This window comes from Bacteroides sp. LFL-34 (genome assembly GCF_027257075.1).
In the GTDB taxonomy this organism is placed as follows: Bacteria; Bacteroidota; Bacteroidia; order Bacteroidales; family Bacteroidaceae; genus Bacteroides; species Bacteroides ovatus.
The window spans coordinates 1-16,206 of the sequence record NZ_JAPQKZ010000053.1; the positions used below are offsets into that span (position 1 = coordinate 1).

Annotated in this window: 12 protein-coding genes; 9 read left to right on the forward strand and 3 right to left on the reverse strand. The window is 42.8% G+C overall.

Features of this window, described 5'->3' with window-relative positions:
* Positions 1-138 precede the first annotated feature (138 nt).
* The 6 genes from N5O98_RS22960 to N5O98_RS22985 all read left to right on the forward strand — a co-directional run bounded on the left by N5O98_RS22960 (position 139) and on the right by N5O98_RS22985 (position 9,093).
* Positions 139-1,143 carry a TlpA family protein disulfide reductase gene (locus N5O98_RS22960; protein WP_004309838.1) on the forward strand — a complete coding sequence of 335 codons (1,005 nt, stop codon included), beginning with the start codon at positions 139-141 and terminating at the stop codon, positions 1,141-1,143.
* A 31-nt stretch (positions 1,144-1,174) separates the two neighbouring features.
* Entirely contained in the window at positions 1,175-2,881 is a 1,707-nt protein-coding gene (locus tag N5O98_RS22965) for a S8 family serine peptidase (protein WP_004309840.1), read from the forward strand.
* 9 nt (positions 2,882-2,890) lie between these two features.
* A complete protein-coding gene (locus tag N5O98_RS22970; protein ID WP_004309842.1) occupies positions 2,891-4,033 on the forward strand; it encodes an aspartyl protease family protein in 1,143 nt (380 codons plus the stop codon).
* A complete protein-coding gene (locus tag N5O98_RS22975; protein ID WP_008775499.1) occupies positions 4,020-5,195 on the forward strand; it encodes a pepsin/retropepsin-like aspartic protease family protein in 1,176 nt (391 codons plus the stop codon). The genes N5O98_RS22970 and N5O98_RS22975 overlap by 14 nt, the downstream gene beginning before the upstream one ends.
* A gap of 20 nt (positions 5,196-5,215) precedes the next feature.
* Complete coding sequence (locus tag N5O98_RS22980; RefSeq protein WP_008775498.1) at positions 5,216-6,505, forward strand: thioredoxin domain-containing protein; 1,290 nt, start codon at positions 5,216-5,218, stop codon at positions 6,503-6,505.
* A 158-nt stretch (positions 6,506-6,663) separates the two neighbouring features.
* Positions 6,664-9,093: a beta-N-acetylhexosaminidase gene (locus tag N5O98_RS22985; RefSeq protein WP_004309847.1), complete on the forward strand. Its 2,430-nt coding sequence runs from the start codon at positions 6,664-6,666 to the stop codon at positions 9,091-9,093.
* 169 nt (positions 9,094-9,262) lie between these two features.
* Here the strand turns inward: N5O98_RS22985 and trxB are convergent, their stop codons facing one another.
* Genes trxB through N5O98_RS23000 form a run of 3 tightly spaced genes read right to left on the reverse strand, consistent with a single transcriptional unit; the run spans position 9,263 to position 13,409 of the window.
* Positions 9,263-10,213, reverse strand: a complete 951-nt coding sequence (gene trxB, locus N5O98_RS22990; protein ID WP_004309849.1) for a thioredoxin-disulfide reductase — start codon at positions 10,211-10,213, stop codon at positions 9,263-9,265.
* Positions 10,214-10,249: 36 nt separating this feature from the next.
* The gene (locus N5O98_RS22995; protein ID WP_004309851.1) at positions 10,250-10,897 is read right to left on the reverse strand and encodes a LolA-like putative outer membrane lipoprotein chaperone; all 648 of its coding nucleotides are present in this window, start codon (positions 10,895-10,897) and stop codon (positions 10,250-10,252) included.
* A gap of 19 nt (positions 10,898-10,916) precedes the next feature.
* A complete protein-coding gene (locus N5O98_RS23000) occupies positions 10,917-13,409 on the reverse strand; it encodes a DNA translocase FtsK (protein ID WP_004309853.1) in 2,493 nt (830 codons plus the stop codon).
* 125 nt (positions 13,410-13,534) lie between these two features.
* Between N5O98_RS23000 and N5O98_RS23005 the strand changes: the two genes are divergently transcribed.
* The 3 genes from N5O98_RS23005 to N5O98_RS23015 all read left to right on the forward strand — a co-directional run bounded on the left by N5O98_RS23005 (position 13,535) and on the right by N5O98_RS23015 (position 16,104).
* Positions 13,535-14,200 (forward strand): DUF5063 domain-containing protein, encoded by a 666-nt coding sequence (locus N5O98_RS23005; RefSeq protein ID WP_004304614.1) that lies wholly within the window; start codon positions 13,535-13,537, stop codon positions 14,198-14,200.
* Positions 14,201-14,202: 2 nt separating this feature from the next.
* Positions 14,203-14,862, forward strand: a complete 660-nt coding sequence (locus N5O98_RS23010) for a 3'-5' exonuclease (RefSeq protein WP_004301815.1) — start codon at positions 14,203-14,205, stop codon at positions 14,860-14,862.
* 63 nt (positions 14,863-14,925) lie between these two features.
* Complete coding sequence (locus N5O98_RS23015) at positions 14,926-16,104, forward strand: class I SAM-dependent rRNA methyltransferase (RefSeq protein WP_004304613.1); 1,179 nt, start codon at positions 14,926-14,928, stop codon at positions 16,102-16,104.
* Positions 16,105-16,206: the final 102 nt, after the last annotated feature.

The window sequence follows — 16,206 nt, forward strand, 5'->3', positions numbered from 1 at the left end:
TTATCCATTCAGAGTGAGAGAAAGGGGGACATTGTCTCTCTTTCCTCTCTGAAAAATAAATGTTTTTATTGCTTATTATCCGCACCCAAAAAGTTGCATTTATAAGTTGAACTCAAGATATATTATAAACTCCAAATCATGAAATTAATAAGACTCTCATTGATATTATTGCTCTTATGCAGCACCACTCCTCTATGGAGCGACAGCGGACTTCAATTCAAAGGAAAGTTGAGACTACTCAAACCAACCACTTTGCAAGTTAAGGATTTGAATGGGAACCTCATTTTAAGTTGTCCTATTAACCAAAATGGAGTATTCGAAACCGAAAAAAAAGACATTATATCCGATGTATATACACTATATATTGGGAATACGGAGCAAAACATATACCTCGAAAACAGACCTGTAACCATTCATGGTTTTTTCGATGAAAAGAATCCCGAACAAAGTTCACTTTCATTCACCGGCATTGATCCGTTTCTGACTTTACAAAACTATATGCCGACCGAAAGAGATCCGGATAAAGCAACAATCCCGACTTCTGCCAAAGAGAAGCTGACATCTGCCATGGCATCCGCATTAGCTTATCTGGCAGATGTGAATGATTACCCATCCAACAAAATGTTATTGGATATGATACCGGAACAAGATAGGAATTCGTTGTCTGCCAAATGGTTAATCAACAAAGTAGAAGTCCTCTCCCACCAGATTATCGGTGCAGAATGTCCTGGTTTTACGTTCATTGACAACAATGGAAAGAGCATAGGTTTAAAGGACTTCCGTGGAAAAATTGTCGTACTGGATTTCTGTGCTTCCTGGTGTGGTCCTTGCCGCAAAGAGATGCGCAGTATGCTGACAATATACAATGATCTGAAAGCAGATGATTTAGAATTCATCAGTGTTTCGTTGGATGACAGCGAAGCAAAATGGAGAAAAATGCTGGATGAAGAAAAACTGCCGTGGGTGATGCTATGGGATAAAACAGGATTTCCCAAAAACAGCAAGACTCCAAGTGCTATTCAGACTGCTTACGGTTTCTACTCCATCCCTTTCCTTGTTGTCATTGACAAAGAAGGTAAACTCGCTGCACGTAATGTCCGAGGGGAACAAGTACGAGAAGCCATTTTAAAAATAAGACAATAAACAAACTATATAAATTATAACTCTTTCGACAATGAAGAAACTTATATTTCCAATCGTATGCTGTTTTATCAGCATGACAGTATCAGCCCAGTTAGTCAAACAGCAGGCAGAAACACAAAAAAAACAATCCGAACTGGACTGGTTTAACTGTTCTTTCGACCAGGACAGTGTATACGGAGCTGAAGTAAACAAAGCTTATGATTACTTGAATGCCAACAAAAAGAAAGCAAAGAAAAGACCGGTTGTTGCATTGATCGGAACAGGAATGGACGTAGAACACGAAGATCTGAAACAGGCTATCTGGGTGAATCCCAAAGAAAAACTAAACCAGAAAGACGATGACAAGAATGGTTGGATAGACGACATCAATGGTTGGAATTTCATCGGTGGCAAAGACGGTCAGGTCATGGAATCTCTGACACGCGAAGGAGAACGTGAATTTTTCCGTCTGAAAGATAAATATGCAGATTATATCTTTGACGGAAAGAAATATTATAAAATCATTAACGGAAAACGTCAGGAAGTACCCGCACCGGAAAATTTGGAAGAATACAATTACTATCGTTATAAAGTAATGCCTGAATCCAGAATCGGTGGTTCATACGGTGGACTGCAACTCTCTTATGTCATTGAAGAATATATTGAGAAGTTTGATAAGGATATGAAAAAGCGTTTCCCCGGAAAAGAGCTAACTGTCGATGATTTCCAGAGCTGCTATGATCCTAAGGCAGAAAGAGACAGCCTTTCTGAAATTGCTTTTGTTTTTACCGCTTATTCATTCAGCATTTACCAAACGGACAAATGGGATCTCGTATACCAAAGAATGGGGAAAAAAAGTGTGGAAACAGCTAAAACTTCCTATGAAGATGCTTTAAAGAAATACGGAACTGATAACCGGAAAGAAATTGTAGGTGATAATCCTCTGGATATTAACGACACGCATTACGGCAATAATGTACTGTTGACATCTGATGCGGCAACAGGCGTAATGAAGGCCGGCGTTATCGCAGCTAAACGTGACAACGGTATCGGAAGTAACGGTATTGCAGACAATGCAGAAATCATGACTTTACGCATCCACCCGGGAGAAGGAGAACCTTATTTAAAAGATATGGCACTGGCTATCCAGTATGCAGTAAACCATGGAGCGGATGTTATTTTATTGCCGGAACAAAATTCATTATACCCGGAAGAACAGAGACAATGGGTAGCAGATGCACTGAAAGAAGCTGAAAAGAAAGGAGCATTGGTAATAGTTCCGGTCTGGGATCTGTCAGCAGACATGGATAAAGACGAGTTTTTCCCTAACCGGAAGATGAGAAAAGACGGAGAACTTACCAATTTTATGGTGGTTGCTTCTTCAGACAAGAATGGAAATCCGGTATTGAACACCAATTACGGTGCAACTGCTCTCGATATTTATGCTCCGGGAACAGACATTTATTCATCTTATATGGGTGACACTTATCAAAAAGGAACTGGAGAAGGAATGGCTTCGGCTACTGTAGCCGGTGTAGCTGCCTTAGTGAAATCATATTTTCCTAAATTAACCGGCTCGCAAATCCGTGACATACTACTGAAGAGTGTCACTTCACGCAAAGGGGTGGAAGTGGAAAAAGGAATCCGCGTAAACGACAGTCCTTCACAAGACTTGTTCCTTTTCGATGATTTGTGTATTTCCGGAGGTATTGTAAACGCTTATCAGGCAATTTTGGAAGCAGAAAAAGTCAGCAAATAAAATTAGCTTATGAAGTATACGACTCGTATGATAGGAACCGTCGTCGCCTTTTGCATGGCGGTTCCTGTATTCGCCCAACAATATAAGGCAACCATACCTTACCGGATGGTAGGTGAAAAGATGATTATCGAAATGAAAGTGAACGGCACGGCACGTCCTTTCATATTTGATACGGGAGGACGTACGGCACTCACGACTCAAGCCTGCCAGGCACTGCAAATGGCAGCCACCGACTCGACTAAAGTAACGGATGTGAATAACGTGGAAAGCTATTACAAGACTACCCGGATAGAGAACCTGACTACCCCCGACCATGTTATTAATTTCAAAAATGCTCCGTCACTGGTCATTGATGAAGTAAAAGGCTGGGAATGTTTTGGAGTAGATGGCATCATCGGCAGTGATTTATTCGCCAACACCATTGTCACTATTGATTCACAAGCCAAAAATATTATAGTTACCTCTGCTGAAAAGCCATCGACAGTGTCTTTACGAAAGATGTTGAATTTCACCAAAGGGGGCGGTATGCCGATCGTCAGCGTACAGATAGCTCCGGTCAGCAATATAAATGTATTATTTGATACTGGTAGTCCCAGCCTGTTATCACTTATCGAAAGTGATTTTGAAAAAATCAAACCGGAAGCCTCTATGGAAGTGGTTTCCGAAGGGTATGGAGAAGGGAGTATCGGAGTATCCGGTCAGGCGGACAAAGCTTCTTCTTACAGGGTTCGTATTCCATTGCTATCAGTCGGAGCCACCAAATTCCGTAACGTAACAACCAGCACCAACAATCACCCTTACACATTATTGGGTGTCAAACTGTTGCAATACGGTAAAGTGACCATCGACTATCCACGCGGAAGATTCTATTTCGAAGCATTTCAACCGGACAATGAAATAAACAATCAAGGTAACAATTTTGACTTAACGGTCAAAGACGGAGATTTGTTTGTATCTACCGTATGGAGCAGTACGAAAGGTAAGATAGCAGTCGGAGACAAGGTAGTTAAAATCAATGGCAAACCTGCTAAGAAATATGACTTCTGCGAAAGTATTCTGAACGGAATACCGGAATTGAAAGAGAAAAAGAAGACGAAACTGACGATTGAGACAGCTTCCGGAGTAAAGGATATTATCTATGAAAAAGAATAATATGAAAAGTATAGGAATACTGACCGGCTTATGGCTGCTATTATTTCTAAACTGCGGACAAAGAATGGCAGCGCAAATCCGGAATAAGGTTTGCGACACCATTCCTTATGAGTTTATACAAGAGAAAATCATTATCCCCGTCACTGTTAACGGTATAAAAGTGAAATATATCGTCGATACGGGAGGAAGAACCGGAACGATGTATGATGCCGCAACGGAAATGAAAGCTACTGCCGCAGGATATATGCGTATCTCCGATGTGAATGCACAAGGCTCCAATTATCAGGAAGCGCACGTACAGAATGTTTCTATCGGGGAAAACTATAAAATCAAGCAGTTGAAGACGATGGTACTGCCTAAGAATCCATTCTTCACCGGACTAGGGGTTGTCGGTATTCTTGGAGGAGACGCTTTCGCACAGTCGGTAGTCACATTCGATTCCCGTTCTAAAATAATGGTTATCAATTATCCGTATCGTCCCGAAGGACTAAAAGTAACGGATGGGATTCCGCTGTTGGATGAGACGGATCATCACTCCATTGTCAATGTCCGCTTAGGGGACAATGACTTCAAGGTTCTGTTCGATACAGGTGCGGGAGGCTTTCTGCTTTATTCTACAGAAGATTATGAAAGGCTGTCTGACATTTCGAAAGTTACTAACCATGGATATGGTATCGTAGCTGCCGGAATAACAGGTCTAGGCAAGCCGGTGGATATAAAGAAGGTGACTGTTCCTCCTATCAACATCATGGGGAAAGAATTCACGAACGTGGGTAGTACGACCACAGTGATGAATGGAAGCATCATCGGGGTGGATTTACTGGAATACGGTAAAGTAATTATCGATTATATGCGCAGACGATTCTACTTTTTCCCGTTTGAAGAAGGAAAAACCGACATGGGCGGTGCTCCCGCTCTCTGGAACGTGAGTATTCTGCCACGCAATGACAGATTCGAAATTACAACGATCTGGGACAGCATGAAAGATAAAGTTGCTTTCGGCGACCAGGTGATTAACATCAACGGTACTTCTTTGGACGATTGTCCCATGAGCCAAATGGCTGTGGAAGATATCATGAACGCCATCCGCGGTGATACCGGTTATATTATTGTCAAGAAAGACAATCAAGAGAAAAAGATTGAAATCAGGAAAGAGAAATAAACTTTAAACAGAAAAAAGATATGAAGCGAATAATAACAAAGATGTATCTCTGTCTACTTGCATTTTGTATTGCCGGAGGAATCAGTGCACAGACACAGAACAGTATGACAGAGGTCATTCCATTCAAAACCATTGATGGAAAGATTATCGTAGAAGCCGCCATTAATGGCGAAGTGGCAGACTTCGTCCTCGATCTGTCAGGACATAACGCCCTGCTTCCTGAGGCTCTCAAGAAGTTACGCATCGACACGGGGAAGAACGGTACTTTTAGTGCTTATCAGGATTTTGTATTCAAACAAGTACCTGTTGGAAAAGTATATGAAATGGCAACAGTTGCTATTGGCAACAACACGTTTAACAACGATCTGCCTGCTTTCACTCTGGAAGACGAACCATATCTGCGCAAGCTGGGAGTGATGGGTGTATTAAGCGGTGCTATTTTCCGCACTTCCGTTCTGACTATTGATATGCAGCGGAAAAAACTCACAATTACGCAGCCCTATCGTCCTTCTTACATGAAATTAAACTACCGGGAGAACTTTGAGCTAATTACAGGATTAGGAATCGTATGTCCAATATCCATTCAGGGAAAACCCGTTTCTCTTGTTCTGGATACATGGAGCGAAGGATTAGTGAATCTTACCGAAAAAGATTTCAATACATGGAGCACACAATATACCAAAGGAACCAACCAAAAAGTTTCCAATGGATATAAAGAAGCGACTCAAGAAGAGGAAAGCCTCATCTTACCTGAAACCATGTTTGTAAAAACAAAGATTGAGGATGCCATGGCAGTGAAGAATCCATACCTGAAACGCTCCGTATTAGGCAAAAAGATACTGGACTACGGAATCATATCCATTGACTATATTCATCAGAAAATTTATTTCCAGCCGTTTGACATGGTTCCTATACCGGAAGCGGAAGCTAAAGTAACGGAAACTAAAGTTGAAGACGGTAAACTGAATCCGATTACCCGCCAATTCTTCCTCGAACACATCTTCGACTACAGAAAAGGGAACGATTTCGTTTATAATGGCGAGAAACCGGTTATAATTGATTTCTGGGCAACTTGGTGTGGACCTTGCATGCGCTTACTTCCGGAAATGGAAAAGCTGGCTGAAAAGTATAAAGGTAAAGTTGTATTCTACAAGGTTAATGCGGACAAAGAAAAGGATTTATGCAATCACTTCGGTGTACAGGCATTGCCTACCTTATTCTTCATACCTGCAGGCGGCAAACCGATTATTGAAGTCGGAGCTACTCCGGAGAAGTACGTACAAATCATCGAAGAGCAACTACTGAAATAAAAACTCTCTCTTAATTATATAACTACATTAATCTGAAACTTTAGCTAAAAGCCGGACATCATTCCGGCTTTTTTTATTTCCATATTATTGGAACTTATCATATAAACAAGTACATTTGCCCTGTCAAATCTATTTATAACTTAACACACATTTTGACCATGAAGAAAAGTATTTCTCTTCTTCTTTTGTCCTTGCTAATGATTACCCCCAGTTGCCAGAAGACAAAAGAAGCGGCGAACGAGTACAACATCGTTCCCAAACCCAACCAGATTCTTCCACAGGAAGGACGCTTTGAACTAAACAACAAAGTCTGCCTCGTAGTTCCCTCGGATGCTCCGGAAGTAAAAAGCATTGCCGACAGCCTGGCCGAACAACTAAAACTGACAGCAGGAATCTCCTTGAAAGAAGCTGAAAGTGCAGATGGAAAAACGGCGATCTCTTTTGTTGTACAGGAAGGTATGCCGAAAGAAGGTTATAAATTATCGGTCACTCCCAGTCTCATTACACTCACCGCTTCCCAGCCAAACGGATTCTTTTATGGAGTGCAGACTCTTTATCAGTTACTCCCTCCGGCAATTTACGGAAAGCAGTTGGATAAGAAAGCTGACTGGTCGGTTCCTGCCGTAGAAATTGAAGATTCACCCCGTTTTGTTCATCGCGGACTCATGTTGGATGTTTGCCGCCATTATGTACCGATTGACTACATTTACAAGTTTATCGACTTACTGGCTATGAACAAGATGAATGTCTTCCACTGGCATTTGACAGACGATCAGGGATGGAGAATCGAGATCAAGAAATATCCCAAATTGACGGGAATCGGTTCCAAACGTGAAAAGACATTAGTAGACTATTACTATGTAAACTATCCGCAAGTATTCGACGGAAAAGAACATGGAGGTTATTATACGCAGGAGCAAATCAAAGATGTAGTGGCTTATGCTGCAAGTAAATACATCAATGTTGTTCCCGAAATAGAAATGCCGGGACATGCATTGGCTGCACTTGCCGCCTATCCGGAATTGTCATGCGACTCTACACAGACTTACAAAGTATCTCCTACCTGGGGAGTATTCGAACAGGTATTCTGTCCGAGTGAAACGACTTTCAAATTCTTTGAAGGAGTGATGGATGAAGTTATAGAATTATTCCCCAGCGAATACATTCACATCGGTGGCGATGAATGTCCCAAGACAGCGTGGAAGAACAGTGCTTTCTGCCAGCAGTTAATCCGCCAGTTAGGGTTGAAAGATGATACAACTCCCAGTAAGATAGACGGAATAAAGCACAGCAAAGAAGATAAGTTGCAGAGCTATTTCGTTACCCGTATGGAGAAATACCTGAATAGCAAAGGCAAAAACATCATTGGCTGGGATGAAATTCTCGAAGGTGGTCTGGCTCCCAATGCGACTGTTATGTCATGGCGCGGTGTAGAAGGCGGTATGAACGCAGCCAAAGCAGGGCATAATGCCATCATGACTCCGAGTCCTTATGTATATCTGGACTACTATCAGGAAGAGCCGGAAATTGCTCCGACTACTATTGGCGGATACAATACCTTGAAGAAAACATATAGCTATAACCCTGTTCCGGACGACGCTGACGAGCTTGCCAAGAAGCATATCATCGGAATACAAGGTAATATTTGGAGAGAATATATGCAGACTTCAGAACGTACAGACTACCAAGCTTTCCCACGTGCAATGGCTATCGCCGAAACGGCCTGGACACAAAACGCAAACAAAGACTGGAAGAATTTCTGCGAACGGATGGTGACTGAATTTGAACGTTTGAAAGTTATGAACACCCAACCTTGTCTCAACTTCTATGACGTAAATATAAATACGCACGCAGATGAAAACGGCCCTTTAATGGTATTGCTGGAAAGTTTCTACCCGAATGCGGAAATCCGGTATACAACGGACGGCAGCGAACCGTCCAAAGTGTCCATCTTATATGAAAAGCCTTTCGTTCTTGAAGGTAATATCGACCTGAAAGCCGCTGCTTTCAAAGACGGAAAGATGTTGGGCAAAGTAGCTCACAAGCCACTGTATGGCAATTTATTGACAGGAAAGTCCTATACGGTTAATTATACGATGGGATGGACAGGCGATATATTCGATGAAAACGATGTATTAGGAGCTGACAAAACCACCTTTGGACTGACCAACGGCAAACGAGGCAATAATGCTTCTTATACTCCGTGGTGTAGTTTTGGCATCGTGGAGGGTAAGGACTTGGAATTTATCGTTCATCTGGATAAACCGACACAAGTCAGCAAAGTTATTTTCGGTTCTTTATTCAATCCTGCCATGAGAATTCTTCCTGCAGAAGGAGTTGCTGTAGAAGTATCAGCAGACGGCAAGCAATACACACGGATAGCCGAAAAAGCTTTGAAACACGATTATCCGGAAACAGGAAGAATTGCATTCACCGATTCCATTGAATTTGAACCGGCACAGGCTACATTCCTGAAAGTCAAAATCAAGAATGGCGGCACACTGCGTAATGGTGTCAACTTTGAAAAGAATAACGGGCCGGAAATCATTCCTGCCGAATTATGGATAGATGAAATAGAAGCGTATTAACCAAAGACAATCGACAAATATTGTTCGAAAAGCTTTGAGTTTATAAAATAAAGGGGAGCAAGACTCCCCTCTCAACAAAATCACCCACGCTACAGATTAAACTCTAGCGTGGGTGATTTTCATATTCATAAGGGTTTTAATACCCTCCTATGGTCGGATATAAACCGGATTAAATGAGTCCTTTGGCAGAAAGATAACGTTCTGCTTCCAAAGCAGCTTTGCAACCACTTCCCGCAGCCGTAATAGCCTGACGATAATGCGGATCGGCAACATCTCCTGCCGCAAAAACTCCGGGAACTTTTGTACGAGGACTATCACCTTCCGTGATGATATAACCCACTTCGTCCGTATCAACATATTCTTTAAATATTTCAGTATTCGGTTGATGTCCGATAGCCAGGAAGAAACCGTCGATAGGCAAGCTGTAACGTTCTTCATCCGGTTCGCCCCAACGTTTCACCAGATTTACACCTTCTACCCCATTGTCGCCAAACAAACCAACTGCGTTGTGTTCAAAAAGAACTTCTATTTTCTCGTGGTTCATTACTCGTTCCTGCATAATCTTCGATGCGCGCAGGAAAGGTTTGCGGACAATCAGATATACTTTGGATGCAAGTCCGGCAAGATAAACAGCTTCTTCACACGCTGTATCACCGCCACCGACTACAGCTACAACTTTCTTACGATAGAAAAATCCGTCACAAGTAGCGCAAGCACTTACCCCCATTCCGGCATATTTCTTCTCATCCTCCAGTCCCAGATATTTAGCAGTAGCTCCGGTAGCAATAATCAATGATTCTGTTTCAATAACCTTATCACCGTCGATTGTTATTTTATAAGGAGCTTTGCTCAAATCGGCCGCCGTAGCAATACCGAAACGAATGTCTGTTCCGAAACGGCTTGCTTGTGCACGCAAGTCTTCCATCAACTGCGGACCACTGATTCCTTCCGGATAACCGGGGAAGTTCTCCACATCCGTAGTAGTAGTCAACTGGCCACCCGGTTGCAATCCTTCATAAAGTACCGGACATAAATTTGCACGTCCTGCATAAATCGCTGCCGTATATCCGGCAGGTCCTGAACCTATAATCAGGCATTTTACTTTTTCTATTTCTGCCATTTTAATTTATCTTTTTCGTTTTGTTATAAACGTATATTATCTCAAATCTATCACTTCCGCATTGGGATATTGCTTTTTATCAAACGTAAAAACCTGATCCGCATAATTCTGCTTTGTCTGATAACTTGTAATGGTTATCTCATTACGTGTCTGTTGACCACGCTGTTGAAGCAAAATATACAAAGGTTCATAAGTATCCTTCGTCACAAAAAGAGTGATACGTTCCAACTCCTGTTTCTTATCTCTGGCAGTCAAAACGACTTCCCAAACAGCTTTTCCACGATACATCTTAGTTGCTCCCAACTTATAAGAGAATCCTTTCTGATACATATATAGAAATGTATACGGATTAATCTGCTGCAACTCTTCCTGTGTCGGATTGCTGACGTTCACTTCATCATTCTTTGTCATATAACTCCACTGCGTTTTTCCATCAAACCAAGTGATGATATCCGACGTTTTCAGTACGAATTTCTCTCCTTTCAACTGAATCGTTCCATTTTCAACACCTTCTACCAGACCGTTCGTCACAGCCTTTACAGTAAAATCGGCCTTTACACCACCTGCTTTACGAAACGCCTCTGCCGTCTTATCAAGAATGACTTTAGCCTGCGACTGCTGTTGTTGGGCAATCACAGGCAAAGACAGTAAAGCTATTAAAACACTAAAAATGTATTTTCTCATTTGATTAATAAACGAACGGTTACTGTAAATTGTTCAATCGCATTTCAAGATCATTATCATCCATGCACAAGACATCGCGTGCCTTGCTTCCCTGGGTAGGGCCTACGATTCCCGCTTTTTCGAGTTGGTCCATAATACGTCCGGCACGGTTGTAACCGATAGCGAATTTACGCTGAATTAACGAAGTGGAACCTTGCTGATGGATCACTACCAGTCGGGCTGCATCTTCGAACAACGGATCAAGCCGTCCCATATCAATATCTCCTACTTCACTACCACCATCTTCGCTCACGAACTCTGGCAGGAAGAACGGAGTAGGATAACTTTGCTGACGGGCAATAAACTTCGTAATTTCCTCCACTTCCGGCGTATCGATAAAGGCACACTGCACACGCACCGGATCGGCTCCCTGCAAGAAGAGCATATCCCCCTTACCAATCAAACGGTTAGCACCCGGACGGTCGAGAATAGTACGGGAGTCCATCATGGCAGATACACGGAATGCGATACGTGCCGGGAAGTTGGCTTTGATCGTACCTGTAATAATATTAGTAGTCGGACGCTGTGTAGCGATAATCATGTGGATGCCGACAGCACGCGCCAACTGTGCAATACGGGCAATCGGAAGTTCCACTTCCTTACCGGCGGTCATAATCAAATCTCCGAACTCGTCAATCACCACTACGATATACGGCATAAACTTATGTCCCTTTTCCGGATTCAGGCGGCGGTTGATAAATTTCTCGTTATATTCTTTGATATTACGCACATGTGCCATCTTCAAAAGGTCATAACGGGTATCCATCTCCACACAAACCGAGTTCAGGGTTTGCACTACTTTCGTTACGTCCGTAATAATCGGTTCGCCTCCATCAGGAAGTTTGGCAAGGAAGTGATTTTCAATCACCGAATAGATGCTGAATTCTACTTTCTTCGGGTCGACCAGTACAAACTTCAATTCTGCCGGATGCTTCTTATATAATAAGGAAGTGATAATGGCATTCAAACCGACTGATTTACCCTGACCGGTTGCACCTGCCACCAATACGTGCGGCATCTTGCAAAGGTCGAACATAAAGACTTCGTTCGTGATCGTCTTACCCAATACAATAGGCAAGTCATATTTGGATTCCTGGAATTTCTTGCTTCCGATCACACTCTGTCCGGAAACAATCTTCGGATTCTTGTTCGGTACTTCAATACCGATGGTTCCTTTACCCGGTATCGGAGCAATAATACGGATACCATCAGCGGAAAGGCTCAATGCGATATCATCTTCCAAACCACGGATTTTAGAAATACGTACTCCCTGTTCCGGAGTAATTTCATATAGAGTTACCGTAGGTCCCACAGTTGCTTTAATCGTACTGATTTCGATTCCGAAGCTGCGCAATGTATTGATGATGCGGTCTTTATTTGCATTCTGCTCGTCCATGTCAATCGTCGGATCATCATTTTCAAAATGCTTCATCAAATCGATAGTCGGGAAACGGTAGTTTTCCAAGTCCTTAGTAGGATTATACGGTTCGAGTTCAGGTCCTTGGTATTCTTCTTCCGAAGCTGCCGGTTCCACCTCAAATCCGGGTTCCGCCTCTTCCAAAGAGTCTTCCTGCACAATAGGAACAGGATTGGAAACAGTCGGTTCAAATACCATAGTCACTCCTTCACTTTCGTCAGATACGGAAGTATCTTCCTTTTCCGGTTTATTAATAGGAAAGTCGTCTTCAGGTTCTTCAGCCTGAATATCCATCACTGGTGCCGGAGGAGGTGTCTGTTTATACGTCCGTTTCAAATTGAACTCCACTTCTTGCGGTTGGGAGGTCGTAAATTCCGGATCTCCTTCTCCTTCCGGAACATTCTCCTTTTCTTCTTTCTTTTCGCGTTTCAGGAAACTCAATGCGAAGAGTTTACGCAACCAGATGACGGTACGTGCACTTATATATATGAAGAAACAGATAGCCGTTATCAACAGGATCATCCACACACCGGGTACTCCAACTTGCGAAATCAGCCAACGACTGACATTATATCCGTGCATACCTCCCAAATAAATGAAGGAATCCTGATAATGATCCATAAAGGCAAATCCGAAGAATACGGAGAACCAGACCAGCAAGAGTGTGCAGCCGATAAACCACTTCCACAGACGTACAACACGTACACGCATTAACTTCAATCCTGCCACTGCCAGGAAAACAAGTATGAAGAAAGAGGAAACGCCGAAACAGTCATTAATCAGATAACTGGCCAACTGCGCTCCGCGTGAACCTGCATAATTCTTCACTTGATTATTAACAGCTGCCAAATCTGCCGAACTGCCACTATCAATAATACTTTGATCGGCAGCCCCCGTGAAGAAGAAGGAAGAAAAAGCCAACAACAGGTAAACGGAAAAGATGACCAGCATCAATCCGATTACAAAATGAATGGTTTCATTCTTAAATACAGCCAAAATTTTACTGGGGGAAGAGGGAGTACGTTCCGCCTCCTTATCTAATTTCTTCTTTGCCATGAGTCTTTAATTCTTTTTTATAAAACTGGAATGAGATTCTAAGCTGCAAAAATAATAAAAAAATAACGAGCACTACGCTCATTCAATCCTTTTTCTTACCTTTGCGTTTCAAATCAATATAGATCATGGAAAAAGAAAGCCAAACGATATTTGATAAAAACGTAATTGAGTTCGTAACGGTAGCTGCCGAATTTTGTGCATTTCTCGAACGTGCCGAACGCATGAAGCGTAGCACTTTCGTTGATACATCATTAAAAATACTTCCCCTACTCTATCTCAAAGCATCTATGCTGCCCAAATGTGAGACTATCGGGGACGAAGCACTTGAAACGTATGTCACAGAAGAGATTTACGAAATTCTGCGTATCAACCTTTCCGGATTGATGGCTGACAAGGATGATTATCTGGACGTATTCGTGCAAGATATGGTGTATAGCGACCAACCTATCAAGAAGTCTATATCGGAAGACCTGGCCGACATTTATCAGGATATTAAAGATTTCATATTTGTCTTCCAACTGGGACTGAACGAAACAATGAATGATTCATTGGCCATCTGCCAGGAAAACTTCGGTACACTGTGGGGACAGAAACTGGTAAACACACTTCGCGCCCTTCATGACGTGAAATACAACCAGGAGGAAGAAGAAGAGGAAGTAGGTAATGAAGAAGGATTTTACGAACCAAGCGACGACAACGATTGTTGTGAAGAAGATGGCTGTCATTGCCACGATGATGATTGCCACTGTCACGAAGACGGTTGCCATTGCCACGATGATGAATTAAAATAAAAATGATTGTAAGAAGAACCATAGATAAAGATGAACTAAAAGAACTCCCGAAAACAGTCTTTCCGGGACGTATTTATGTTATCCAGTCGGAAGCTGAAACGGAAAAAGCTGTAGCTTACCTCCAATCCAGACCAGTGATAGGTATCGACAGCGAAACTCGCCCTTCCTTTACCAAAGGACAATCGCACAAAGTAGCACTTCTCCAGATTTCTTCCGAAGAATGCTGTTTCTTATTCCGGCTCAATATGACGGGATTGACTCAGCCATTGGTTGACTTGTTAGAAAATCCGGCTGTAATCAAAGTGGGACTTTCACTGAAAGACGACTTTATGATGCTGCACAAACGTGCACCTTTCACCCAACAAAGCTGTATCGAATTACAGGACTATGTGCGTCAATTCGGAATACAGGACAAAAGTCTGCAAAAGATTTACGCCATCTTATTCAAAGAAAAAATATCCAAATCACAACGCTTGTCCAACTGGGAAGCTGATGTATTAAGTGACGGACAGAAACAATACGCTGCTACCGATGCATGGGCATGCCTCAATATCTACAATCTGTTGCAAGAACTGAAACAGACGGGAGATTGGGAGGTTTCTCCGCTGACAGCTACTGTCTCTCCCGCGGAAGAAGTGATAAGTAATAAAATAAGTGATTAATAACCAATAATAAAACGATCTGAAGCCCTCCCCCTTGGGAGAGGGTTGAGGAAAGACTACATTATGCATAAAGTATATCTCAAACCTGGTAAAGAAGATTCTCTTAAGAGATTCCACCCCTGGATTTTTTCCGGTGCTATCGCTCGTTTTGACGGAGAGCCCGATGAAGGTGAAGTTGTAGAAGTGTACACCTCAAAAAAAGAATTTATTGCCGAAGGACATTTCCAGATCGGAAGTATTGCTGTGCGCGTACTGTCTTTCCGCCAGGAACCTATCGATCACGATTTTTGGAAACGCAAACTGGAAATTGCATACGATATGCGCCGCAGTATCGGCATCGCCACTAATCCGACCAACAACACTTACCGTCTCGTTCACGGTGAAGGAGACAATCTCCCCGGACTGGTGATTGACGTTTATGCCAAAACCGCTGTTATGCAGGCACACTCTGCGGGAATGCATGTAGACCGCATGACAATTGCCGAAGCTTTATCCGAAGTAATGGGTGACAAGATCGAAAATATCTATTATAAATCAGAAACAACTCTTCCTTTTAAGGCAGACCTTTTCCCCGAAAACGGTTTTCTGAAAGGAGGAAGCAGTGATAATATCGCACAAGAATATGGCTTGAAGTTCCATGTGGACTGGCTGAAAGGTCAGAAGACCGGATTCTTTGTAGATCAGCGTGAAAACCGTTCTTTGCTGGAACGTTACGCCAAAGACCGTTCGGTACTGAATATGTTCTGCTACACCGGCGGATTCTCATTCTACGCCATGCGCGGAGGTGCGAAACTCGTGCACTCTGTCGACAGTTCAGCCAAAGCGATTGATCTGACTAACAAAAACGTGGAATTAAACTTCCCCGGTGATTCCCGCCACGAGGCGTTTGCCGAGGACGCTTTCAAATATCTCGACCGCATGGGCGACCAGTATGATTTAATCATCCTTGATCCGCCCGCATTCGCCAAACATAAAGATGCACTGCGGAATGCTTTGCAAGGTTACCGTAAACTGAACGCCAAAGCATTCGAGAAAATCAAACCAGGCGGTATCCTGTTTACTTTCTCTTGTTCGCAAGTGGTAAGCAAAGACAATTTCCGTACTGCCGTATTTACCGCAGCAGCCATGTCAGGGCGTAGCGTACGCATTCTACACCAGCTGACTCAACCGGCCGACCATCCGGTAAACATCTATCATCCCGAAGGAGAATATCTGAAAGGATTGGTACTCTACGTAGAATAACCGGCAAGGTGCCGGAACCAAGTTTCCATTCGGATATCAGACATTTCTCCGGAAGTATGGCTGATTAGAGAGGGCAGTAACAGAAAAACGGAAGATTCAAAG

Excerpts from the sequence above, each read along its gene's own strand:
- N5O98_RS22960 (WP_004309838.1), top strand. The coding sequence starts at position 139 with ATGAAATTAATAAGACTCTCATTGATATTATTGCTCTTATGCAGCACC.
- N5O98_RS22965 (WP_004309840.1), top strand. The coding sequence starts at position 1,175 with ATGAAGAAACTTATATTTCCAATCGTATGCTGTTTTATCAGCATGACA.
- N5O98_RS22970 (WP_004309842.1), top strand. The coding sequence starts at position 2,891 with ATGAAGTATACGACTCGTATGATAGGAACCGTCGTCGCCTTTTGCATG.
- N5O98_RS22975 (WP_008775499.1), top strand. The coding sequence starts at position 4,020 with ATGAAAAAGAATAATATGAAAAGTATAGGAATACTGACCGGCTTATGG.
- N5O98_RS22980 (WP_008775498.1), top strand. The coding sequence starts at position 5,216 with ATGAAGCGAATAATAACAAAGATGTATCTCTGTCTACTTGCATTTTGT.
- N5O98_RS22985 (WP_004309847.1), top strand. The coding sequence starts at position 6,664 with ATGAAGAAAAGTATTTCTCTTCTTCTTTTGTCCTTGCTAATGATTACC.
- trxB (WP_004309849.1), bottom strand. The coding sequence starts at position 10,213 with ATGGCAGAAATAGAAAAAGTAAAATGCCTGATTATAGGTTCAGGACCT.
- N5O98_RS22995 (WP_004309851.1), bottom strand. The coding sequence starts at position 10,897 with ATGAGAAAATACATTTTTAGTGTTTTAATAGCTTTACTGTCTTTGCCT.
- N5O98_RS23000 (WP_004309853.1), bottom strand. The coding sequence starts at position 13,409 with ATGGCAAAGAAGAAATTAGATAAGGAGGCGGAACGTACTCCCTCTTCC.
- N5O98_RS23005 (WP_004304614.1), top strand. The coding sequence starts at position 13,535 with ATGGAAAAAGAAAGCCAAACGATATTTGATAAAAACGTAATTGAGTTC.
- N5O98_RS23010 (WP_004301815.1), top strand. The coding sequence starts at position 14,203 with ATGATTGTAAGAAGAACCATAGATAAAGATGAACTAAAAGAACTCCCG.
- N5O98_RS23015 (WP_004304613.1), top strand. The coding sequence starts at position 14,926 with ATGCATAAAGTATATCTCAAACCTGGTAAAGAAGATTCTCTTAAGAGA.